Source organism: Chryseobacterium gregarium DSM 19109 (assembly GCF_000430845.1).
GTDB lineage: Bacteria > Bacteroidota > Bacteroidia > Flavobacteriales > Weeksellaceae > Chryseobacterium > Chryseobacterium gregarium.
In genome coordinates, this window is record NZ_AUMU01000025.1 from 1 (window position 1) to 21431 (window position 21431).

Sequence of the window (21431 nt, forward strand, 5' to 3'; positions counted from 1 at the left end):
AAAATCTACAACAATGAGTACACTGCAATTAAAAGACGGAACCGAAATTTTTTACAAAGATCAGGGAAAAGGACCGATATTGATGTTCCACCACGGATGGCCGTTGTCATCAGACGACTGGGATGCCCAGGTCATTTTCTTCTTACAAAAAGGGTACCGAGTAATCACGCATGATAGAAGAGGTCACGGAAGATCAAGCCAGGATATCTACGGCCATACCATTGAACAATACGCTTCTGACGCTGCGGAACTGGTAGAATTCCTGGACCTGAAAGACGTAGTTCACATCGGGCACTCAACAGGAGGTGGCGAAGTGATCCGTTATGTAAATAAGTATGCCAACGGAAGAGCTAAAAAAGCCGTATTGATCAGCGCCGTTCCACCCGTTATGGTGGCAAGCGAAAGCAATCCGGATGGGGTACCGATGGAAGTTTTTGACAACATCAGAGACCAGACGCTGAACAACAGGCAGCAGTTTTATATCGATTTGACTTTCCCTTTCTATGGCTACAACAGAGAGGGTGCCAATGTGAAAGAAGGGATACAGAGAAACTGGTGGAGACAGGGAATGATGGGCGGAATCGTTGCGCATTACGAAGGCATCAAAGCGTTTTCTGAAACTGATTTCAGAGAAGACCTGAAAGCAGTTGATATTCCTGTTCTGGTTCTTCACGGGGAAGATGACCAGATCGTGCCTTACCAGAATGCCGCATTAAAATCAATTAAACTACTGAAAAACGGGACGATAAAAACCTATCAGGGTTTCCCACACGGAATGCCGACAACCGAAGCAGAGACCATCAATAATGATTTGTTGGCGTTCATCACTGAATAAATTCCATTTAAAATTATTCTGACTCAAAAAAAGTTTTTATGGAAAATTCAAGTATAAAAGAAACGGCATTTGATCCTGAAGATTTCGCCATTGTAAAGACCCGTACTTTCGATGAACTGGTGATCGGAGAAGTTTTCAGAGCACCGAGCCGAACACTGACGGACGCTCACGCATCAGCTTTTCAAACCGTGTCGTGTGATAACCATCCGATTCATTACGATGCGGAATATGCGAAAAGATACGGCCACGAAGCACCGGTGGTCCACGGATTACAGGTTTTGGCATTCACCGCGCCGGGAGCGACTCTGCTGCCCCATTATTTCGGAAATGTTTTCATCAGTTTCCTGGAACTTTCCTGTAGTTTTTTGAAGGAAGTCCATTCCGGAGATACCTTATATTCTTCGCTTACGATTACAGATCTGACACCCCAGGGAGATCGGGGTATCGTTACCACAAAAGTAACGATCTATAACCAGAAAGCTGAACTCGTACTGGAAGGCCAGCATAAATACTTACTGAAAAGATAAAAATCCTTCTTTTGAATCCGCTACATCATCTTTCAAAATGAAATTCTCTTTGAAAAGATGGCGGCTGATTCGAAAATTCTACTGAAAAATCAATCTTTAAAAATCAAATATCATGAAAATAAAATCAATCTTTGGTACTGCGGTTTTATTAACAGCAGTACTTGTAACCGGTGTTAAAGCACAAAATGCGGGAAAATCAACAAAAGCAAGGGCGGAATACATTGAAGTAGAGCCTAATGTAAGACTTCACGTTACCGACCTTGGCGAAGGTAAAACGGTTGTTTTAATTCACGGTTATCCATTAAGCGATGCATCTTGGGAATATCAATATCATCCTTTGGTTGCGGCGGGTTATCGTGTAATCGGAATTACTTTGAGAGGATTCGGCCAGTCAGACAAGCCTTATGGTAAATACGATTACGATCAGTTTGCTTCTGATATCAAAGCTGTTTTGGACAAATTAGACATCAAAGATGCCACATTAGCCGGACATTCTATGGGAGGTGCAATCGCACTGCATTATACTGCAAAATACAATGGCGCACATTTGAGCAAATTAGCATTGTTCTCCGCTGCTGCACCTTTGCATACCAAAAGACCAGATTATCCTTATCCGTTGTTTACAAAAGAAGATATCACCAAATGGGTTGGACTCAATAATGAAGATAGACCTGCATTTTTAGGTACTCTTGCAGAACGTTTTGTTTTATCTCCAACGTCTTTGAAACCTGAAATTGGTGCATGGCTTGGAAGTATCGAAATGCAGTCTTCCCCGTACGCAATGGAACAGGCATTAATTGCTTTGAGAGACGAAGATTTGAGAGCCGACCTTCCAAAAATTAAAATTCCAACCTTGATCTTACACGCAAGAAAAGATAATATTGTGTCATATGAATTGGCAGAACAAATGAACAAAGGGATTGCCGGTTCTGTACTTATTCCTTTTGAAAGCAGCGGACACGCATCTTTCCTGGAAGAAAAAGACAAATTCAATGCTGAATTCATCAAGTTTTTGAAAAAATAATTTTCTTATTAAATAACAAATAAATAATTTAAAATGAAACCATCATCAAAATTATTATCTCCGGATAATCACGCTCTTGTACTAATCGATTTCGAAGGCCAGATGGCATTTGCGACAAAAAGCATTTCCATGAATGAACTGCGTAACAATGTTGCAGTTATCTGCGGAGCTTCTAAAATATTCAACGTACCGACAATTGTAACCACCGTTGCGGAAGAAAGTTTTTCAGGACCCGTTTTCCCTGAAATTGAAGAAGCCTATCCGATGGCCACTTCAGGCTACATCGACAGAACAACAATGAATACCTGGGAAGATGAAGCGGCTTACAAAGCAATTGTCGGAACCCAGAAACAGAAACTGGTTTTTGCAGGTTTGTGGACCGGTGTATGCATCGTAGGGCCTGCATTGTCTGCATTGGAAGAAAATTATGATGTGTACGTCATCACCGATGCCTGCGGTGATGTAAGTGATGAAGCACACGAAAGAGCGGTTCAGAGAATGATCCACGCCGGGGTAAAGCCTATGACTTCGATCCAGTATATTTTAGAATTGCAGAGAGACTGGGCACGCCAGGAAACCTATGTTGCGGTAACCGACCTGATGAAGAAATACGGAAGTTCTTATGGACTGGGGATTCATTATGCCCACCATATGGTTAAGCATTAATCTAAAATTTTCAATGTTGAAATCTCCACATTACATATCGTTATTAAAAATTATTCTCTTAATTTTTATGTGTTCTGAAAATTTATCGGCACAAAGTTTCAAGCTTCTGCGCTACGATGAAAACTATGAGTATTTAAAAGATTCTGCTGATACTTTTTACAATAAGGTTAAATTCCTTCCTTTAAATGAAAAGAAAAATATCTATCTGTCCTTCGGGGGAGAAGCACGGTATGAATATGTGGATTTCAACAACGAAGACTGGGGAAGGCTGGATATCGGGCACAACAATTTTTTTCTGCAGCGTTACGATGTTCATGCCGATCTGCATCTGGGTGAAAAGGTGAGAATTTTTTCACAGGTCCGGAGCGCTTTGCAAAACGGACGGAAAAACGGTTCGAGAGGAATTGATGAAGACCAGCTGAGTATCCAAAACCTCTTTGTTGATGTTAATCTTTTCAAAAATCAGGATAAAAAACTGGTTTTCAGGATCGGTCGGCAGGAATTGGATTATGGTTCGGGAAGATTGATCTCCGTACGGGAAGGTCCGAACGCAAGGCTTTCTTTTACAGGCGCTAAATTGATGTACTCACGGAAAAATATTTCAGTCGATGCTTTTGTGATGATGGCAGACAGCATCAATACCGGAGTTTTTGATAATACACTATCGAAACAACTCAATCTGTGGGGATTATATTCAAAAATCATTGTTCCGCAAGCCGGAAATCTCGATTTGTACTACATCGGGATCCGGAGAGACGAATCCGTTTTTGAAGCCGGGACGGCCAAAGAAAAACGCCATACCATCGGCGGAAGGTTCTGGAAATACGGCGGCGGATTAATCTATAACCTGGAAGCAGCTTATCAGTTCGGAAGGTTTGGAGAGGGCGCCATCAGTGCCTGGACAGGTTCTGTCGACATCGGGTATCTGTTTGAAAATGTCAAGTTTAAACCAAGTATTAATCTCCGGAACGATTACATTTCAGGAGACCAATCGAAAGACGACGGAAAGCTGAATACGTTTAATCCGCTCTATCCGAAAGGCGGTTATTTTGGCTTCAGTCCGCAGGTCGGCCCCGTCAATCTCATTGATATCCATCCGTATGCAACGCTGGATTTAACGTCTAAACTTAAAATGCAGGCGGATGTTGTTTTCAACTGGAGATATTCCCTGAATGACGGTGTTTACCGGCCAAGCGGCGTGCTCAACCGCCCGGGAAGCAGTTCAGAAAAAAGGTATATCGGAACGGCTTATCTCACCAATTTTACCTATAGTTTTAACCAGTTCATTTCTTTGGTAAGCGGAATTCAGTACTTCCAAAAAGGTGAGTTCATCGAGGATATCATTCCGGATGCGAAAAGCGGAGTCTTTTACAATATCCGATTAGGATTCAAATTTTAACCATTATTAATTCATTTATTATGCAACATTTAATTTCAAAATATGTTAACTGGTCTAAAGCCATTTTTACTGCATTTGTCCTTGCAAGTTCAGTAACCAATTTCATTTCAGCACAGACAACAACTGAAACAAAAACAGCAGTCGGAACCACAAAAAACTGGGGAACAGTGGACGGCGTTTCCATCGTTGGTCTGGTGCAAGGGCCTTCTGCTGCGGTGGCAGATTTACAGATTGCCTGTGTTTTCGAATATACGGAAGGTGATATTTTCAACCCGCCGGCGCTTCCGAAAGAACTGAACGGCATGGTTCATCTGGATGAAGCTTTGCAGGGAATCATTACCGATGTCAGAAAAGCCGGAAAATTCAAAGGCCATGCTTTGGAAACCTTATTAATTGATCCGCCGAAAGGAAGTTTATCTTCAAAAAGACTTGTGTTAATCGGGCTGGGAAACCGGAATTCTTTCGATGCTGGACTGATGAAAGAAGTCGGAAGCGTAGCCATGCGGGAGGCTTTAAAACTGAAAGTGAAAACCGCTTCTTTTGCCAGCGACCTCAAAGATGCAGGAATCGATTCTCCGACGGCTTTAGTAGCAGAAAATGTGGTATTGGGAGCATTTGATGCCTATCGTGCGCAGTCTTATTTGAAAAGTAAAAGTTTTTCGGATGAAATGAAACTGAAGAAACTGATTTTACTGGCCGGGCCATCATTTTTTACCGTTGCCGGAGGCGGAATCAAAGATGCGATTACAAAACTTAATACCAAATAACCATGAAAGCAGATCTTATTTTACACAACGGAAAAATTCACAGTTTCAACACAGAAACGCCGGATATTTCGGCAGTGGCCATCAAAGACGGAAAAATCATTGCCGTTGGAAATGACGGTTTGGTGGATCAGTTTGCAGAAGAATCGACAAAAATCATTGATCTGAAAAACAAAAGAGTGGTTCCGGGAATCAACGATTCTCATATCCATTTGATCCGTGGCGGATTAAATTTTAACCTTGAATTACGATGGGACGGTGTTCCTTCCTTGGCAGATGCGCTGAGAATGCTGAAAGAACAGGTGGACCGTACCCCGTCTCCGCAGTGGGTTCGTGTAGTCGGCGGTTGGTCGGAATTCCAGTTTGCGGAAAGAAGAATGCCGACACTGGAGGAAATCAACAAGATTGCTCCCGAAACGCCTGTTTTTATCCTGCATCTGTACGACAGGGCATTGATGAACCGGGCTGCTCTGAAAGCGGTAGGGTATACAAAAAATACGCCGGCTCCTCCGGGCGGACAGATTGAAAGAGATGCCAACGGAGAACCGACAGGATTGATTATTGCCACACCCAATGCGATGATTTTATATTCAACGCTGGCAAAAGGCCCGAAACTTTCGTATGAACATCAGGTAAATTCCACCAGGCATTTTATGAAAGAACTGAACCGTTTCGGGATTACCAGCGTTATTGATGCGGGCGGCGGTTTTCAAAACTTTCCGGATGATTATCAGGTGGTGAATGAACTGAATGAGAAAAAACAGCTGACCGTAAGAATCGCCTATAATTTATTTACCCAAAAACCCAAAAATGAGTTTGAAGATTTCAGCGAATGGATTGACACCGTAAAACTTTATCAGGGTGACGATATGTACCGTCATAACGGAGCAGGAGAGATGCTGGTTTTCTCGGCTGCGGATTTTGAAGATTTTTTACAGCCAAGACCCGATCTGCCTGAAAATATGGAAGCCGACCTCGAAAAAGTGGTCCGCTTGTTGGTGGAAAACCGCTGGCCTTTTCGGCTTCACGCCACGTACAATGAAAGCATTACCCGGTTTTTAAATGTTTTTGAAAGAGTCAACCAGGAGATCCCTTTCAACGGGCTTCCGTGGATTTTTGACCACGCTGAAACCATTGATGAAAGAAATATCGAACGGGTAAAGAATTTAGGCGGCGGAATCGCTATCCAAAGCAGAATGGCATATCAGGGCGAATATTTTACCGACCGTTATGGTTCAGCCGCCGCTGAAAGCACGCCGCCCATTAAAAAAATGCTGGAGATGGAAGTTCCTGTCGGCGGCGGTTCTGATGCCACAAGGGTGAGCAGTTACAATCCCTGGGTTTCGATGTATTGGTTAACGGTTGGCAAAACGGTTGGCGGACTTCAATTGTACACCGATACAAGATTAGACCGAAATACTGCGCTGGAATTATATACCAAAGGAAGTGCCTGGTTTTCTCAGGAACAGCAGAAAAAAGGAGATATTCAGGTGGGCATGTTTGCCGATCTGGCCGTTTTAGATCAAGATTATTTCACGATCGACGATGAAGAAATCAAAAATATCGAAGCTGAAATGACGGTGGTAGACGGTAAAATTGTCTATGCCAAAGGAGCGTTTTCATCGTTTGCGCCGCCTTCGGTCCCGATTCTCCCTGATTGGTCACCAACGAATCTGTACAACGGTTATTATCCTGTTGGCGGACATACTCGGACAGCCATTGAAAAAAATGCAAAAGCAGATCTCAAAGCTCCGTTGACTTCTCAAATTCACAGTTGTGCCGGAAGCTGCGATGTTCATAACCATAACCATGACCATGCGAGAATGAGCAATCTTCCGGTAAACAATTATCATTCATTCTGGGGCGCACTCGGATGTTCCTGTTTTGCCTTTTAACTATATATATTATGGAAATTTTAAAACAAATTCTATCCTCCGATTTAGGTTCGGATTTTAATGATATTGCTTTTCTGGTCTTCAGGATGCTTTTGGCAGTTGAGCTTTTCAGGGTTCACGGACTGAAGAAATTCAGGCTGGAAGACGGACAGAAAGAAATCATCCCGAATCCGCTGGGGCTTCCCGGTAAAATGAATGCTTTGGTCGCTTCGTTTTCAGATCTGGTGGTTCCTATTCTAATTATTTTAGGATTGGGAACCAGGCTCGCCGTGCTGCCTACGATCGGGGTGACAGCCATCGGTTATTTCGTGGTCCACAGAAAAGATTCCCTGGAAGTCCGCGACGTCCCTTTTATGTACACCCTGTCTTTATTATTAATTCTTGCCGTGGGCGCAGGAAAATATTCACTCGACTATTATTTATTAAATCTTATTTAAAATGAAAACATCCATTGGAATTAAAACAGTCAACCTAGCGAAGGTTGCTGAAATACTGATCAAAATACTGGCAGACGAATTTGTACTGTACACGAAAACCCGGAAAGCCCACTGGAATGTGGAAGGACAGGATTTTTATAATAAACATCTGTTTTTTGAAGCACAGTATCAGAAGCTGGATGAAATGACTGATCAGCTGGCTGAAAGGATCAGAATGCTGGGACATTATGCTCCGGCTACGCTAAGGGAATATCTGTCGCTGACACACCTTTCGGAAAGTCATCTGGAATCCAATGACAGCCTGACTTACATTAAAGAACTGCTGTCTGATCATGACAGTATCATTGTTCATCTTCGTGAAAATATTGAAAATTTTGCGGTAGAATTCCGTGATGCCGGAACAAGCGATTACATCACCGGGTTACTGGAAAGCCATGAAAAAATGGCCTGGATGCTCCGTTCACATTTAAAATAAAATATCATGGAAATAAAACATAATATAGGATTTGTTACGTTATTGTTAACCATGATTGCAGGCTATTGTGATACGGTAACCTTTGTTTCGGCAGATGCTGTTTTTTCGGCGCACGTAACAGGGAACTTTATTGTATTTGCCTATCAGTTTGTGAAAGGTTCAGATATTCATGCCTGGATCAAGCTTCTGACTTTTCCTGTTTTTATTCTGGCAGTAATAGCCGGGGGAAGAATTGCCGGAAAAGTTCTCAATCATTATAGGATCCTGTTTTGGGAAGGTTTCTTACTGCTTTTGGCAGGAATTTTAGTAGCGGCTTTCAGTTATAACGGAATGTTTACTGAGACTATGATGTACACCGTTACCATGATGGCCGTTTTTGCGATGGGGCTTCAGAATGCTTTCGGGAAACTGTATGCCAAAGAAACGCATGGCCCGACAACGATGATGACGGGCAATGTAACGCAGGCTTCTCTGGATTTCGGAAATTTGATCAAAAACGGTTTTAAGGATGCGGATGCATTGAGCAGTTTAAAGAAACAGCTTATTTTAATTATCGGTTTTCTGACGGGATGTTTTCTGGGAGCTTTTGCAGGCAGGCAGTTTGGACTGGTAACATTGATTGTGCCCGGGTTGGCAATGATCATCTGTTATCTTTATCACCGTAAAATCTAATGTAAAAACGGGTACATAACCAGATAATGAATTATCTTTAAAAAATGAATTTCAATCTTTGTTTTACCATCAAAAACCCATGTAAGATATTCCGTTCTTCATTGGTTTTGATGTTCTTAAATATTTCATTTAATGCGCAGCTCAAAGAAAATCCTGCACTGTTGAGAAAGCAGATTGCCTCTTTAAAGGATGATGCTCGGAAAACGGCATTATTGCTGAAGCTGAGCGATTATTATATAAGCAAACCTGGAGAAGTAAAAAAAGATCTCGACAGTGCGGCAATCCTTAGCAAAGAAGCTTTGCTTTTGATTGGGAAAACAGGGAGTAAATCTGACAGGGGCAAATTAATGTTGTTGAATGCAAGAATTGATAAAGAGAGAGGAAATAAAAATATTGCTTTTTCAAAAATGAAGCAGGCAGTTTCTTATTCTGTAGCAAATAAAATGACGGAACAGGCAGGCAAAGGTTATGAAGAGTTATCTTTTATGTATGACAATGATCCGAAAAATTTCGATGTTAAAATAAAACTGAAGGAAAAAGCCTTAGGAGCATACAAAGCGCTAGGGTTGAAGGTGAAGCAGGCAAACGTACTCAAAGATATGGGTGAGTTGTATATGTTGGCTGAAAATCCGGATAAATCAGCTGCTTTGCTTAAGCAGTCGTTGTCTGTTTATCAGTCTGCGAAGTTTCAGGCGCTTCAGGGAGTGTATAATCTGCTTGTGCAGGTCGAAGTTCAGAAAGCTAATTATGAAGAAGCTTTGAGATATGGGATTTTAGCTGAAAAAACAGCGTTACGTCTCCATGACAATTCATTACAGATGAGTTCAATCTACAGCAACATTGGGATGGTATATTATTATCTGCGTCAAAATGATGATGCGATGAAATACTGGGAAAAAGCTTTACTCATCGCCAAGAAAAATAATGATGCCGGATATGTAAGAACTGTAGCCAACAATATCTCAACCATGCTGATCAGACAGAGGAAATTTAAGGAAGCCATTGCCATGATCAGAGAATATAAAGCCAGGTATCCGATCGCTGACCAGGAGTTTGAAAGGACAGAAGATTATATCCTCTTCAGTACGTATACCATCCTGAAAGACTTTAAAAACGCTGGAATCTATTATAAAAAACTGGTTAGCTATTACGGCGAAAATGCTGAGAAAAACAATAAGCAGCTTTCATTACTTAGAGGTTTTGCATTTTATCATTACCAGACCAAAAATTATGATGTGTTTTATAAAAATGTGAAACTTTTTGATTCATTGGCTAAAAAAGCAGGAAATGATATGCTGCGTTCGGAAAATCATCTGATCTGGTTCAAAGCGGATTCCATACAGGGAAAATACCCGGAGGCGATTAAGCATTACCAGATGTATAAGAAATTGTCGGATTCGGTTTTCAACGGTGAAAAAAGTAAGCAGATCAACAGCCTGAAAATTGAATTTGATACCGAGCAAAAGGACAAAAACATAGAACTGCTTACACAAAAGGCAAAGCTTCAGGAAGTACAGATCACCAATGATATGGTAATGAAGTATGTTTTCACAGGAAGTATCCTGGTATTGATTCTCTTTGCGGCATTGCTTTACAATCGTTCAAGAATGAAAAACAAAGCCAATAAAGCATTGGAAATAAAGCGGAAACAGATCGATGAACAGAACGAACAGCTGAAAAAACTATTGTCCGAAAAAGAATGGCTTTTAAAGGAAATCCACCACAGAGTAAAGAATAATCTCCAGATTGTCATTAGCTTATTAAATACGCAATCCGCTTATCTGGAGAATGAAGATGCGTTGATGGCGATCCAGAACAGCCAGCACAGGATGCATGCCATGTCTCTGATTCACCAGAAATTATACCAGTCAGACAACCTTTCGACGATTGATATGTCGTGGTATATTTATGAGCTGATCAGCTATATTAAAGAATGTTATTTATCAGAAAAAAATATCAGATTTGTGCTGGATACCGAGAACGTATTTCTGGATGTGGCACAGGCCGTTCCGATGGGACTGATCGTGAATGAAGCCGTCAATAATACCGTAAAATATGCATTTCCGAAGGATAAAAGCGGTGAAATGCTGGTTTCATTTAAAAATATCGGAGAAAACAATTACCAGCTCATTATTTCGGATGACGGCGTAGGGCTTCCGGATGGTTTTGATATCGATGAAACAGAATCTCTAGGAATGAACCTGATGAGAGGACTTACCGACCAGCTGGACGGAACTTTTTCTCTGGAAAACAATAACGGGCTGAAAATAATAATAACATTTGCTAAAAATACAGAGATTGAAAATCACGGATAAAGTGAAAGATATCTTTAGATAAAATGAAAGAAAAAATATTAATTGTAGAAGACGAATTTATCGTAGCCAATGACCTGAAGCTGATGCTTAAAAAAGCAGGTTATCAGGTGACGGGGATTGCGTCTTCCGTTGTACAGGCAAGAAAATCTGTTGCCGAAAAAAAGCCGGACTGGGTACTTTTGGATATCATGCTGAAAGGCGACCTTACCGGAATTGACCTGGCGTGGGAACTGCGTAAAATAAACATCCCTTTCCTCTATATTTCTGCCAATACCAACCAGTCTACACTGGAATCCGTGAAAGAAACACAGCCGTACGGATTTATGGTAAAACCTTTTCGGGAGCGCGATCTTATCGTAATGCTCGATATTGCAAAATACCGTTTTGATATTGAGAAAAATGCTGATGTTCAGGAATCTGAGAGCCACGGAGAAATAGAAGGGATTATCGGTAAAAGTCCGCTGCTTCAGGAGGTGGTTGAAAAAATAAGAGTGGTGGCCCCAACGGATACTTCCGTTCTGGTGGTGGGTGAGAGCGGTACGGGAAAAGAAAAAGTAGCGCATTCGGTTCATGACCTTTCCAACAGAAGTCAAAGCCCGATTGTGATTGTCAACTGTGCCGCTTTGCCCCATTCTTTAATTGAGTCTGAGCTGTTCGGCCATGAAAAAGGAAGCTTTACCGGAGCCAATGCTATGAGAATCGGCAAATTTGAACAGGCCAACGGAGGAACTGTTTTCTTGGATGAAATCGGTGAATTGCCTTTGGATTCCCAGGTGAAATTACTGCGGGTTTTACAGGAAAAAGAAATCGAAAGACTGGGCGGAAATAAAACCATTAAAGTTAATGTAAGGATCGTAGCTGCTACCAACCGTTCCCTGGAAAAAGAAGTGGCGGAAGGCAGATTCCGTTTGGATTTATACTACAGGTTAAATGTTTTCCCGATCGAATTGCCGCCTTTACGGGAAAGAAAAGAAGACATCAGACTGCTCGCTGACTTTTTCCTGAATAAATATGCATCCGCTTCAAAAAGAAATATTAATTCAATCAGTCAAGATGCTCTACAGCAGCTTTTACATTACCATTGGCCCGGAAACATCCGTGAACTGGAGCATTTGATCGAAAGAAGCGTTCTTTTAGCCAGAACATCGGAAATAGAAAACTTTGATCTTCCCAAAACAGCGGAAAAAACTTCCGGTGAATCCCAAGGCCAGCTGAAATCGATGGAAGAAATGGAGCGGGACCACATCATGAAAGCACTGCAGAGTGCCAACGGAAAGGTTTCCGGAGCCGGAGGAGCCGCGGAACTGCTGAAAATGCAGCCACAGACCCTGTATTCTAAAATGAAAAAACTGGGCATTGATAAAGGGTATCAATAAATATAACAATCGGTTTAAATTAAAACGAAATTATGGAAAAAGAAACCGGCAGGATAGAAGGCTTCAGTGACGGTGTTTTTGCGATTGCCATTACGCTTTTGGTATTGGATCTCCATCTACCGGAAGACAATGCAGTAACCAACGGAAACGATCTGCTGATTTTCATGAAGAATCAATGGCCTACCTTTTTGGCTTTTATTCTTTCGTTTTTCAGTATTTTCATTATGTGGGTGAACCACCATAAAATTTTCAAGCAGATCTACAGCCGGAATTCTGCGATTATGTTTGCCAACGGGCTGATCTTGTTTCTGGTTTCGGCAGTTTCCTATCCGACAGCCCTGCTCGCCCGTTATTTCAACGGGGAAGCCTCGTCTGCCGTTGTGGCGATCTATACCGGAACTTTTGTTCTGATCAATCTGGCGTTCAATTTACTTTGGTTTTTGGCCAGCCGGGATAAAAAGCTTCTCCGCCCGGGGATTACCGATGAAGCGATTAAAAAAATCCACAATAACTATTTGTACGGGCTCCCGATTTATATTATTGCTTTGCTCTTTTCGTTCTGGGTTCCCGCCATTTCGCTGATTATTATTTTAGGGCTCTGGATCTTCTGGGCTTTATCTTCCGGGAAAATTGAAATGAGTACTAATAAACTGCGGTGATTAACTCCTTTAATCTGAAGGATTAAAAATAAATGCGACGATAAAATCAAACAAAACCAAATAAACAATTCACAGGAAATATTTTGTATTTCTTTGCTGAATGCAATGCCCTGTTTACCTTATTATACATAACAAAAAATATCCTTGTCTGCCTTTGCGATACGTATAAATTGTTTTCCGGCAGTTTTTTATCTCGAACTCAGGTTACTTTATATCAGATTATTCTTGGTTCCTCTTATCGAAATAATGTTCTTTCTGTATTCCGAGTTTCTGCATTTTTGAAATCAGTGTCGTAGAAGGCAGCCCCAATAAAACAGCAGCACCGTATTTCCCCGAAATTCTGCCGTTGCATTTTTCAACTACTTTTAAAATATATTCTTTTTCTACCTGCTGCAGGGTTTTAATCTGAAATTCCCAGTCTTTATTCTGAGGAGGAGCAATCCCTTTCGCAAATTCCATTTCTTTGATAATGCTGTCTTTTGACGTCAGGATGCTTCTTTCCACCATATTTTCCAGTTCACGGATATTTCCCGGCCAGGGATTTCTGCTCATTTCATTAATTACTTTCTGAGAAAAGCCGATGATCTTTTTACCGGCTTTTAAATGATGTTTTTCTAAAAAATAATTAGCAAGTAACGGAATGTCTTCTTTTCTTTCCCGCAAAGACGGAAGATAAATCGGGAAGACATTCAGGCGGTAAAAAAGATCGCTCCTGAAATTTCCTTCCGCCACTTCCTTTTCAAGGTTTCTGTTGGTCGCGGCTACAATTCTGACATTGACTTTAATGCGATTGTTTCCTCCGATCCGTTCGATTTCTTTTTCCTGTAAAACCCTGAGCAGCCTGCCCTGAAGCTCAAAGGGAAGCTCGCCAATCTCGTCCAGAAAAATAGTGCTGTTGTTCGCCTGTTCAAATTTCCCCAGGCGCTGTTCCGTTGCTCCGGTAAAACTTCCTTTCTCATGGCCGAAAAGCTCGGATTCGATAAGGTTGGCGGGAATGGCCGCACAGTTGATCCGGATCATTTTCTGATGTGCTGATGAAGACAAACCGTGAATGGCCTGCGCTACCAATTCCTTTCCTGTGCCCGTTTCGCCATAGATGAGAACATTCGATCCTGACGGCGCAACCTGAGAAATTTGCTCATAAATCTGCTGCATCGGTTCGCTTTCTCCGATGATTCCCTGAAAACCCTGTGGCGTTGGTTGTTCCGGAATGGTTTCCTGTTTAGTTTCTTGAGTGAGATGCTGCGTTCTATTCAGTTGTCCGCCCATTATAATGTTGCGGACGGTGACCGACAGCTGTGTGGAAATCCCTGTCAGGATTCTTTCCGGGAGATCATCGGCAGAAATAAAGTTTTTATAGAAAAGGAATATGGCATTCTGATCATCCTGAATCGAAGGCAGGCCAAATCCGGCCGCCATTCTCATTCCGGCATTCCTGGCATCCAGAAAATAGGAAGGAGCAGATGATGTATTCAGAGCTATGGCCTTAAGGTCAAAAAGTAACGGTTCCGCCGAATGTAAGCATTGTTCAAAATAAGTATCAAGCGTGTTTTCATCGATATTTTTTTGAGGATTTGAAGAACTAAGAAAAACCTCAACACCGTTTTTAAAGTTTCTTAAGATCACAAAACTGTCGAAACTGAGCTCGGATTTGAAAACCTGGTTTAAGGTCATTTTAAAACGGTCTTTATCCAGGACCAGTGAAAATGCTTTGTTTAATGAAGAAATAACCGACTGTTCTCTCTGCATATCCTGCAGCCGCCTCATCAGTTCCGCCGTATGGTCAACCTGTTTACTCATTAAAACTCCTTTGAAAGTTTAAAGATAAGGAAAGATTTGTTTTGATATTATTGTTTTTAGTGATGAGATATACAAACCCTATTTTCATTGACCATATTCAAGTAATATGAACACCATATTCCGTGATGTAGATAAAAGCTGTGGCATTTTTTTGCCGAATATTGTATAGACAAAATTTAAAATTAATCAGGATGCAGCAAAGACATGATCAGAAAGTCTGGTTCATTACCGGAACTTCAAAAGGGCTTGGATTACACCTTACCCGCTTATTGCTTTCAAAGGGCCATAAGGTGGTGGCAACAAGCCGCAATACGGCGGTGCTTGAAGAAGAAATAACTTCAGACAAGAAGAATCTGTATGCTTTGGAACTCGATATTACTTCAGATCAGGAGGTGAAAAAAGCCATTGAAAAAGCCGTTGAGCGGTTTGGTCGGATAGATGTCGTTGTCAATAATGCTGGATATAGCCTGGTGGGAAATATGGAGGAAATGACGGACAAAGAATTCCGCAGTACCATGGATGTCAATTTATTCGGTACGGTAAATATCATCCGTAATGTAATGCCCTATGTGCGTAAGCAGGGGTCCGGCCATATCATCAACATATCCTCGAATGCAGGATATATTGGGTTTGCCAATGCTGCCAGCTACAATGCTGCGAAGTTTGGCGTTATCGGGCTTACCGAGGCGCTTGCCTTAGAAGAAGTAAAGCCTTTCGGAATTAAAGTGACAGTGGTGGCGCCCGGACAGTTCAGGACCGAGTTCATGAATTCCATTCAGTATGTAAAGAATAAAATTGAGGTTTACGGTGTGGAAGAAGCTCAAAAGACATGGTCCGGTTTTAGCGGGAAGCAGCAGGGAGATCCGGAAAAATTAGTCAATATATTAGTGGAAATCTCGGGAATGGAGGAGCTGCCTTTACACCTGTTACTTGGAACGGATACCTATGACCTGCTCCTGCAGAAACGCAGGGATTAGGCTGCCGAATTTGAAAAGTGGAAAGATCTGACTTTATCTACCGATTTTGATTAATGTAGAGCAGGAACCGATTTGATAATACATCTGATATGAAACCCTATACCATAAAATCCATACGCGAACTGCATCGGCTGCTGGAGCTTCCTAAGCCAAGGCATCCGCTGATCAGCGTGATCGATTTTGTGCTTTGAAGATCCTGAGCTCGAATCGGTAACCTACGGTTTTTACTGTATTTCGCTCAAAAAGAATTTTAAAGGCCGGATGCGGTACGGCCAGCAGCATTACGACTTTGATGACGGGATAATGACGTTCTTTGCACCGGGTCAGGTCGTCATAACTGAGATCAGGGATGACTGGAATCTGGAAGGGCAGTGGCTGGTTATCCATCCCGATTTTATCCAGGGCTTTCCGCTGGCGGCAGAGATACGGAAGTTCGGCTATTTCTCTTACGCCGTCAATGAAGCACTCCATCTGTCGCCTGAAGAAGAACATATGATAACGGCCTTATTAACGGATATCGCAAGAGAAAGCCAGGCAGCCACCGATGTCTTTTCGCAGCCTATCCTGATTAAGCAGATCGAACTGCTCCTTAACTATTGCGACCGGTTTTACCACCGCCAGTTCCTGACCCGGAAGCAAGCAAGCGGAAATCTCCTGAACACTTTTGAGGCGCTGCTTGATGATTATTTTAACAACCCCGAAAGACAGGTTAGCGGTCTTCCGAATGTATCGTATTTTGCTGACCGGATGAATCTTTCTCCTAATTACCTGAGCGATATGCTCCGTAACCTTACCGGCCAAAGTGCGCAGCTGCATATCCAGCAGAAGCTGATTGATAAAGCAAAAGAGCTGTTAAGCGTTACTGATTTGTCAGTGAGTGAAGTGGCCTACCGTTTAGGATTTGAATATCCCCAGTCATTCAGCAAGCTGTTTAAGAACAAAACCGACAGGACGCCGGGAGAGTTCCGGGCGTCCTTTAATTAATTGGTAAATATTGAATTGAATTTTTATTTCAAATTATATTATTTCATCAGGCTGATATTGGTAAGCCCGCCGTCGGAAAGGAGTTCTGTCCCTACGATAAAAGATGAATGGTCAGAAGCCAAAAAGACAGCGGCATTTCCGATGTCCGAAGGAGCGCCCTGACGGCCGACAGGCGTTATGTCTGCCCAGAGCTGCTTTACCTGTTCCAGCTGTTCCTGTGGAACCATTTTCCCGAAAACGGGAGTATCGATGGATCCCGGTGACAGCGCATTGACGCGTATGTTCCGGTGCAGCAGATCCAGCGACAGGCCTTTGGCTAACGATATAATGGCGGCTTTCGCTGCGGCATAGATGGTCATTCCGGGAGCGGCGCGATGGGCTGCACTTGAACCGATGAGGATAACGGAAGCTCCGTTATTTAAATAGGGCAGTGCTTTCTGCACCGTGAAATAAGCACTTTTTAAGTTCAGGTCCATATAACGGTCGTAATGCTCTTCCGTAACGTCACCGATTCCACTCATCGGGATACCGTCTACAATACCGCCTGCGTTCACTACCAGAATATCAGCCTTGTCAAATTCTGCGGCTGTCTGCTTAAACAGGTTTTCCAGGTCAGCGGTTTGGGTGACATCTGCTTTTACCGCTTTAAATCTTCCGTCCAGTTTTTCAACGGCAGTGTTTAAGGTCACTTCATTTCTTCCGGTAATCATGCCTGATGCGCCTGCTTTTGCGAAAGCTTCCGCAATCCCGTATCCGATCCCGCTGTTGCCGCCTGTAATGACGGCAACTTTATTTTGTAAAGTATTCATTTTTAATTTTTTTCTGATAATTGATTACAGGCCATAAATCCCGCCGGACACCGATATGAGTTCTCCTGTGATCCAGGCTGCCTCATCAGAGGCCAGAAAGACGGCGGCTTTTGCAATGTCTTCCGGCTGGCCGATACGGCCAAGAGGCGTATGGGCGATCAGGTTTTTTTCCGCATCGGTGCCGATGAAACCTGCGCTGTGCGAACCTTCCGTCTCCACACCTCCCGGTAAAATGGAATTGATACGGATATTCCGCCCGCTGAATTCCTTCGATAAAGACACCGTAACGGCATCCAGTGCCGCCTTGGTGGCGGAATATACCGAACCGGTAGGAAGCGGTGTTTTGCTGGCTCCCGAACTGATATTGATGATGTTCCCGCCTTTATCCCCGAACATTTGTAAGGATGCCTGGATCGTTAGTAAAGATCCCAGCACATTAATGTTGAACTGCTGATGAAAAGATTCTTCCGATACCTGCTCGATGGCGGCATACTGGTAAATACCCGCATTGTTCACCAGGATATCCAGCGAGCCGAACGCTTTTCCCGTTTCTTCAAAAATCCTGGCTACATCCACTGCTTTTGATACATCGCCCTGTACCGGGATGGCTGTACCGCCGTTGTCGGTGATGGCTTTTACAATTTTGTCAGCATCTTCTCTGCTGGATGCGTAATTAACAACCACTTTCGCGCCTTCTGCTGCAAAATACTGAGCAATGGAAGCGCCTATTCCTTTAGATGCCCCGGTCACCACTGCTACTTTGTTTTTTAGTCTGTCCATTAAATATTGATTTTAATAATGGCACAAAGTTATATTATGTTAATGTATTTAAGTAACTTTGTATCTAAAAGTAACAGTAACATTAAGGTAACAAAGTAACCTATGGAGTGCAATAAAGAATTTCAGGCGGACCGGAAAAAGGAAATGATGGCCATTCATGATGCCATGGACGTACTGAGTGGAAAATGGAAGATCTATATCATTTCATCGATCTGCCATTACAATAAAAGAAGATTTTCCGATATACTGAACGATGTGACCGGGATTTCCAACAAAATGCTGAGTAAAGAACTGAAGGAGCTGGAAATCAATAAGCTGGTCAAACGTACGGTTTTAGATACACATCCTGTTACTGTACAGTATCAGCTGACGGAACACGGCAAAACTTTGCAGACCATCATCAACAACCTGACGGAATGGGGCCTGCAACACCGGAAAGAAATTGTCGGGTAGGGCTGAGGTATCTTTTTACGTAAACTTTTGATTTCCGGTTAATGTATTGCACAGATAAGTATCCATATCTGTATATAAAAGTAATGCAATAATTAATCTGAGGCGGACAATATCTTTTAAACTCTGATTTTTCAGGTACCCTAATGAGGCTGATATATCCGTAACGGTGTTATCTTTGCCGCAGTTTAGGACTCATTCATCCATTTTATATTTCCATATGCAGGGCAACGAAATTACCTATCCCGTTTATTCTCCGGCAGCCGTTATAGGCTTGTTTAATAATGCCTTAAAGCTCAGTGCCACCGTAAATCTGATTTACCTGAAAGGCCGGTATTCTTACGGCGCCGGCAAAGTCTACGTCAACTACTATTATGATTTTCTGTATTCCGAAAGCGACAGCACCTCTATCGGGGTTAAAATGCCGGGGCTGCTGCGAAGTAAAATTGTGAATAATGAAGTCTATACGCTGCGAGGATTTATAGAAAAACGGGTTAAGAACTCAAGCATTGAACTGGTTTTTGTTGTTGATGAAATCATTTCACAGGAAGAAAAATCGGTCTCTGAGGATGACCTGAAACGCTATGACCTCATTCAGAAGAAGCTCGAAAAAGGATCAAAGGATCTTGAAAACTTTATCAGGGATAAGATTTTAAAATCAGAAAGAGTAAGAATTGCCAATATTTACGGACACAGTGCCATTGTCCAGAAAGATTTCTACGAAGGGCTGGATGTTTCCTCGGGCAATTTTGAAATTGATGAATATACCTGCAACATTACCTCGGCCACATCCATTTCAGATCTGCTGCATACGGTTTCAGATACGCAGTATGATGTCATTGCCCTGGTACGCGGAGGTGGGGATAAGCAGAGTTTTGAAGTGTTCAATAATCTGTCACTGGCAGAAAAGTTCATTAGCCTTCCGGCCATCACCATCACTGCATTGGGGCATACGGCAGATGAAACATTGCTTGATAAGCTGGCAGACAGGAGATTCCATCTTCCGCACGATTACGGTGCCGGGCTGCATTCCATTCTCAGTAAACTGACTGAGGAAAAATCCAATTCCCGGGCATTGCTGATTGAAGAGGTTAAGAAGGATGTTTCAAAACAGTTTGTTGAACAGGTAAATACCCTGAACGGCCAGCTGAAAAAGAAAAATGATGAATTTATCGAAGCCCAGAAAACCTTTAAAGAACAGGTAGAGCAACAGTCTCAGGCATTCATCGGCCAGCTTAAAGTCCGTAATGAGGAAGTTGAAAAACTTAAAAAAGAAATTACGGAAACCTATGGAAAACAGGTAAGTACCTTAACGGAGCAGCTGACCAAAAAGAATGAAGAGTTTCAGAAAATGCAGGAAAACGCCGCGAAGCAGATCCGGGAACTCAATACCAGTTTCGCCGGTCAGCAGAAACAGCGGCAGGAAGAAATGGAAATCCATAAAAAAGAGATCGCCGGGCTGTATGAGAAAAACATTCAGTCTGTGGTGAATGAAAAAACAGCTTCATTACAGGCAGGCCTTGAGACTGCAAAACTTGAAAATGCCCAGCTTGATAAAAAACTGCAGGAGCAGAAAACGGATTATACCAAGATCATCATGGCGGCCATTATTGCATTGGTCATAGGATATATTATTGCAAAAGCTGTATAGTTCATAAATCAATGCTTTATGAGCATGTGGCCTGCAATATAATCATCCCCTGCAGGTTTCCGGCTGCAGAGGATGGTATGGTTTAATATATTTTACTGTAATTAAGATTGGATAAACTCCAAAAGATCTTTATTAATTGTTGCTGCTTCCGTCGTCGGCATTCCGTGTGGGAAACCCTGATAGGTTTTTATCGTCCCGTTTTTCAGTAGTTTAATTGATTTTAATGCGGCATTCTGGTAAGGCACGATCTGGTCATCTTCCCCGTGAAGAACCAGAACAGGAATATCAACTGCTTTCAGGTCTTCTCTGAAATCAGTTTCAGAAAACGCTTTGATGCCTTCGTAATGCGCAACGATTCCGCCCATCATTCCCTGTCTCCACCAGTTTCTCTGTATCCCTTCTTTCACATTGGCACCCTCTCTGTTGTAGCCATAGAAAGGGAAAGTCAAATCGATATAAAACTGCTGCCTGTTGTTCAGCGTCTGGTCTCTGATGTTGTCAAAAACTTCCATCGGTACCCCATCCGGATTGCTTTCGCTTGCCACCATAACGGGTGGAACGGCGCTGATCAATACGGCTTTTTTAGCTCTTCCGTTGGCATACTTATTTACATAACGGATCACTTCGCCACCTCCTGTTGAGTGCCCGATGTGAACTACGTCTTTCAGGTCCAGGAATTCTACCAGTTCCGCAGCGTCAGAAGCGTATTGTTCAATGGTATGGCCGTAGATATCCTGGCTTGATCTTCCGTGACCTCTTCTATCATGCGTGATTACTCGGTACCCTTTTTGTAAGAAGAAAATGACCTGGGCATCCCAGTCGTCTGATGACAACGGCCATCCGTGGTGGAACATCAATATCGGTCCTTTTCCCTGATCTTTGTAAAAAATTTCGGTTCCGTCTTTTAATTGCAGTGTACTCATTGTTGTAGATTTT

General features: G+C 42.5%; 21 protein-coding genes. 17 read left to right on the forward strand and 4 right to left on the reverse strand.

The genetic code is table 11. The annotated features are described in order from the left end of the window. The 13 genes from H561_RS0119260 to H561_RS0119320 all read left to right on the forward strand — a co-directional run. Positions 1–835: alpha/beta fold hydrolase (locus H561_RS0119260; protein ID WP_228372308.1), on the forward strand; the 835-nt coding region annotated here is incomplete at its 5' end. Positions 836–873: 38 nt separating this feature from the next. Beyond that, complete coding sequence (locus tag H561_RS0119265) at positions 874–1362, forward strand: MaoC family dehydratase (RefSeq protein WP_027388476.1); 489 nt, start codon at positions 874–876, stop codon at positions 1360–1362. Positions 1363–1474: 112 nt separating this feature from the next. Further along, on the forward strand, positions 1475–2386 hold the full coding sequence (locus H561_RS0119270) for an alpha/beta fold hydrolase (RefSeq protein ID WP_051349458.1): 912 nt from the start codon (positions 1475–1477) through the stop codon (positions 2384–2386). Positions 2387–2419: 33 nt separating this feature from the next. Further along, on the forward strand, positions 2420–3052 hold the full coding sequence (locus H561_RS0119275) for a hydrolase (RefSeq protein WP_027388478.1): 633 nt from the start codon (positions 2420–2422) through the stop codon (positions 3050–3052). 67 nt (positions 3053–3119) lie between these two features. Beyond that, a complete protein-coding gene (locus tag H561_RS0119280) occupies positions 3120–4451 on the forward strand; it encodes an alginate export family protein (RefSeq protein WP_228372309.1) in 1332 nt (443 codons plus the stop codon). A 20-nt stretch (positions 4452–4471) separates the two neighbouring features. Next, positions 4472–5218: a M17 family peptidase N-terminal domain-containing protein gene (locus H561_RS0119285; RefSeq protein WP_027388480.1), complete on the forward strand. Its 747-nt coding sequence runs from the start codon at positions 4472–4474 to the stop codon at positions 5216–5218. A 2-nt stretch (positions 5219–5220) separates the two neighbouring features. Beyond that, positions 5221–7110: an amidohydrolase gene (locus H561_RS0119290; protein WP_027388481.1), complete on the forward strand. Its 1890-nt coding sequence runs from the start codon at positions 5221–5223 to the stop codon at positions 7108–7110. 11 nt (positions 7111–7121) lie between these two features. Further along, a complete protein-coding gene (locus H561_RS0119295) occupies positions 7122–7547 on the forward strand; it encodes a DoxX family protein (RefSeq protein ID WP_034762865.1) in 426 nt (141 codons plus the stop codon). 1 nt (position 7548) lies between these two features. Beyond that, entirely contained in the window at positions 7549–8022 is a 474-nt protein-coding gene (locus tag H561_RS0119300; protein ID WP_027388483.1) for a Dps family protein, read from the forward strand. Between the two features lie 6 nt (positions 8023–8028). Further along, positions 8029–8694, forward strand: coding sequence for a YoaK family protein (locus H561_RS0119305; RefSeq protein ID WP_027388484.1), 666 nt, complete (start codon positions 8029–8031; stop codon positions 8692–8694). A gap of 44 nt (positions 8695–8738) precedes the next feature. Beyond that, positions 8739–11009 (forward strand): histidine kinase dimerization/phosphoacceptor domain -containing protein, encoded by a 2271-nt coding sequence (locus tag H561_RS0119310; RefSeq protein ID WP_027388485.1) that lies wholly within the window; start codon positions 8739–8741, stop codon positions 11007–11009. 23 nt (positions 11010–11032) lie between these two features. Beyond that, positions 11033–12385, forward strand: a complete 1353-nt coding sequence (locus tag H561_RS0119315) for a sigma-54-dependent transcriptional regulator (RefSeq protein WP_027388486.1) — start codon at positions 11033–11035, stop codon at positions 12383–12385. A gap of 32 nt (positions 12386–12417) precedes the next feature. After that, positions 12418–13044: a TMEM175 family protein gene (locus H561_RS0119320; RefSeq protein WP_027388487.1), complete on the forward strand. Its 627-nt coding sequence runs from the start codon at positions 12418–12420 to the stop codon at positions 13042–13044. Between the two features lie 219 nt (positions 13045–13263). Here H561_RS0119320 and H561_RS22890 read toward each other — a convergent pair whose 3' ends face one another. Next, a complete protein-coding gene (locus tag H561_RS22890; RefSeq protein ID WP_034762869.1) occupies positions 13264–14844 on the reverse strand; it encodes a sigma-54 interaction domain-containing protein in 1581 nt (526 codons plus the stop codon). Between the two features lie 191 nt (positions 14845–15035). On the opposite strand from H561_RS22890, the gene H561_RS22895 reads away from it, so the two are divergent. Then, positions 15036–15821: an SDR family oxidoreductase gene (locus H561_RS22895; RefSeq protein WP_051349459.1), complete on the forward strand. Its 786-nt coding sequence runs from the start codon at positions 15036–15038 to the stop codon at positions 15819–15821. Positions 15822–16001: 180 nt separating this feature from the next. Then, complete coding sequence (locus H561_RS22900) at positions 16002–16805, forward strand: helix-turn-helix domain-containing protein (protein ID WP_316929430.1); 804 nt, start codon at positions 16002–16004, stop codon at positions 16803–16805. Between the two features lie 38 nt (positions 16806–16843). Here the strand turns inward: H561_RS22900 and H561_RS0119340 are convergent, their stop codons facing one another. After that, positions 16844–17614 (reverse strand): SDR family NAD(P)-dependent oxidoreductase, encoded by a 771-nt coding sequence (locus tag H561_RS0119340; protein ID WP_027388488.1) that lies wholly within the window; start codon positions 17612–17614, stop codon positions 16844–16846. Between the two features lie 24 nt (positions 17615–17638). Continuing rightward, a complete protein-coding gene (locus tag H561_RS0119345) occupies positions 17639–18394 on the reverse strand; it encodes an SDR family NAD(P)-dependent oxidoreductase (protein ID WP_027388489.1) in 756 nt (251 codons plus the stop codon). A gap of 102 nt (positions 18395–18496) precedes the next feature. Between H561_RS0119345 and H561_RS0119350 the strand changes: the two genes are divergently transcribed. Continuing rightward, complete coding sequence (locus tag H561_RS0119350) at positions 18497–18847, forward strand: winged helix-turn-helix transcriptional regulator (protein WP_027388490.1); 351 nt, start codon at positions 18497–18499, stop codon at positions 18845–18847. 217 nt (positions 18848–19064) lie between these two features. After that, entirely contained in the window at positions 19065–20495 is a 1431-nt protein-coding gene (locus H561_RS0119355) for an exodeoxyribonuclease VII large subunit (RefSeq protein WP_027388491.1), read from the forward strand. Between the two features lie 101 nt (positions 20496–20596). Here H561_RS0119355 and H561_RS0119360 read toward each other — a convergent pair. Continuing rightward, on the reverse strand, positions 20597–21431 hold an 835-nt coding region (locus H561_RS0119360; protein ID WP_228372310.1), incomplete at its 5' end, for an alpha/beta fold hydrolase.

What these genes read in the sequence shown, in the direction of transcription:
- H561_RS0119305 (WP_027388484.1), top strand. Translation starts at nt 8,029, where the DNA reads ATGGAAATAAAACATAATATAGGATTTGTTACGTTATTGTTAACCATG.
- H561_RS0119355 (WP_027388491.1), top strand. Translation starts at nt 19,065, where the DNA reads ATGCAGGGCAACGAAATTACCTATCCCGTTTATTCTCCGGCAGCCGTT.
- H561_RS0119280 (WP_228372309.1), top strand. Translation starts at nt 3,120, where the DNA reads ATGTGTTCTGAAAATTTATCGGCACAAAGTTTCAAGCTTCTGCGCTAC.
- H561_RS22890 (WP_034762869.1), bottom strand. Translation starts at nt 14,844, where the DNA reads ATGAGTAAACAGGTTGACCATACGGCGGAACTGATGAGGCGGCTGCAG.
- H561_RS0119300 (WP_027388483.1), top strand. Translation starts at nt 7,549, where the DNA reads ATGAAAACATCCATTGGAATTAAAACAGTCAACCTAGCGAAGGTTGCT.
- H561_RS0119265 (WP_027388476.1), top strand. Translation starts at nt 874, where the DNA reads ATGGAAAATTCAAGTATAAAAGAAACGGCATTTGATCCTGAAGATTTC.
- H561_RS0119295 (WP_034762865.1), top strand. Translation starts at nt 7,122, where the DNA reads ATGGAAATTTTAAAACAAATTCTATCCTCCGATTTAGGTTCGGATTTT.
- H561_RS22895 (WP_051349459.1), top strand. Translation starts at nt 15,036, where the DNA reads ATGCAGCAAAGACATGATCAGAAAGTCTGGTTCATTACCGGAACTTCA.
- H561_RS0119350 (WP_027388490.1), top strand. Translation starts at nt 18,497, where the DNA reads ATGGAGTGCAATAAAGAATTTCAGGCGGACCGGAAAAAGGAAATGATG.
- H561_RS0119340 (WP_027388488.1), bottom strand. Translation starts at nt 17,614, where the DNA reads ATGAATACTTTACAAAATAAAGTTGCCGTCATTACAGGCGGCAACAGC.
- H561_RS0119320 (WP_027388487.1), top strand. Translation starts at nt 12,418, where the DNA reads ATGGAAAAAGAAACCGGCAGGATAGAAGGCTTCAGTGACGGTGTTTTT.
- H561_RS0119290 (WP_027388481.1), top strand. Translation starts at nt 5,221, where the DNA reads ATGAAAGCAGATCTTATTTTACACAACGGAAAAATTCACAGTTTCAAC.
- H561_RS0119345 (WP_027388489.1), bottom strand. Translation starts at nt 18,394, where the DNA reads ATGGACAGACTAAAAAACAAAGTAGCAGTGGTGACCGGGGCATCTAAA.
- H561_RS0119315 (WP_027388486.1), top strand. Translation starts at nt 11,033, where the DNA reads ATGAAAGAAAAAATATTAATTGTAGAAGACGAATTTATCGTAGCCAAT.
- H561_RS0119270 (WP_051349458.1), top strand. Translation starts at nt 1,475, where the DNA reads ATGAAAATAAAATCAATCTTTGGTACTGCGGTTTTATTAACAGCAGTA.
- H561_RS0119275 (WP_027388478.1), top strand. Translation starts at nt 2,420, where the DNA reads ATGAAACCATCATCAAAATTATTATCTCCGGATAATCACGCTCTTGTA.
- H561_RS0119310 (WP_027388485.1), top strand. Translation starts at nt 8,739, where the DNA reads ATGAATTTCAATCTTTGTTTTACCATCAAAAACCCATGTAAGATATTC.
- H561_RS0119285 (WP_027388480.1), top strand. Translation starts at nt 4,472, where the DNA reads ATGCAACATTTAATTTCAAAATATGTTAACTGGTCTAAAGCCATTTTT.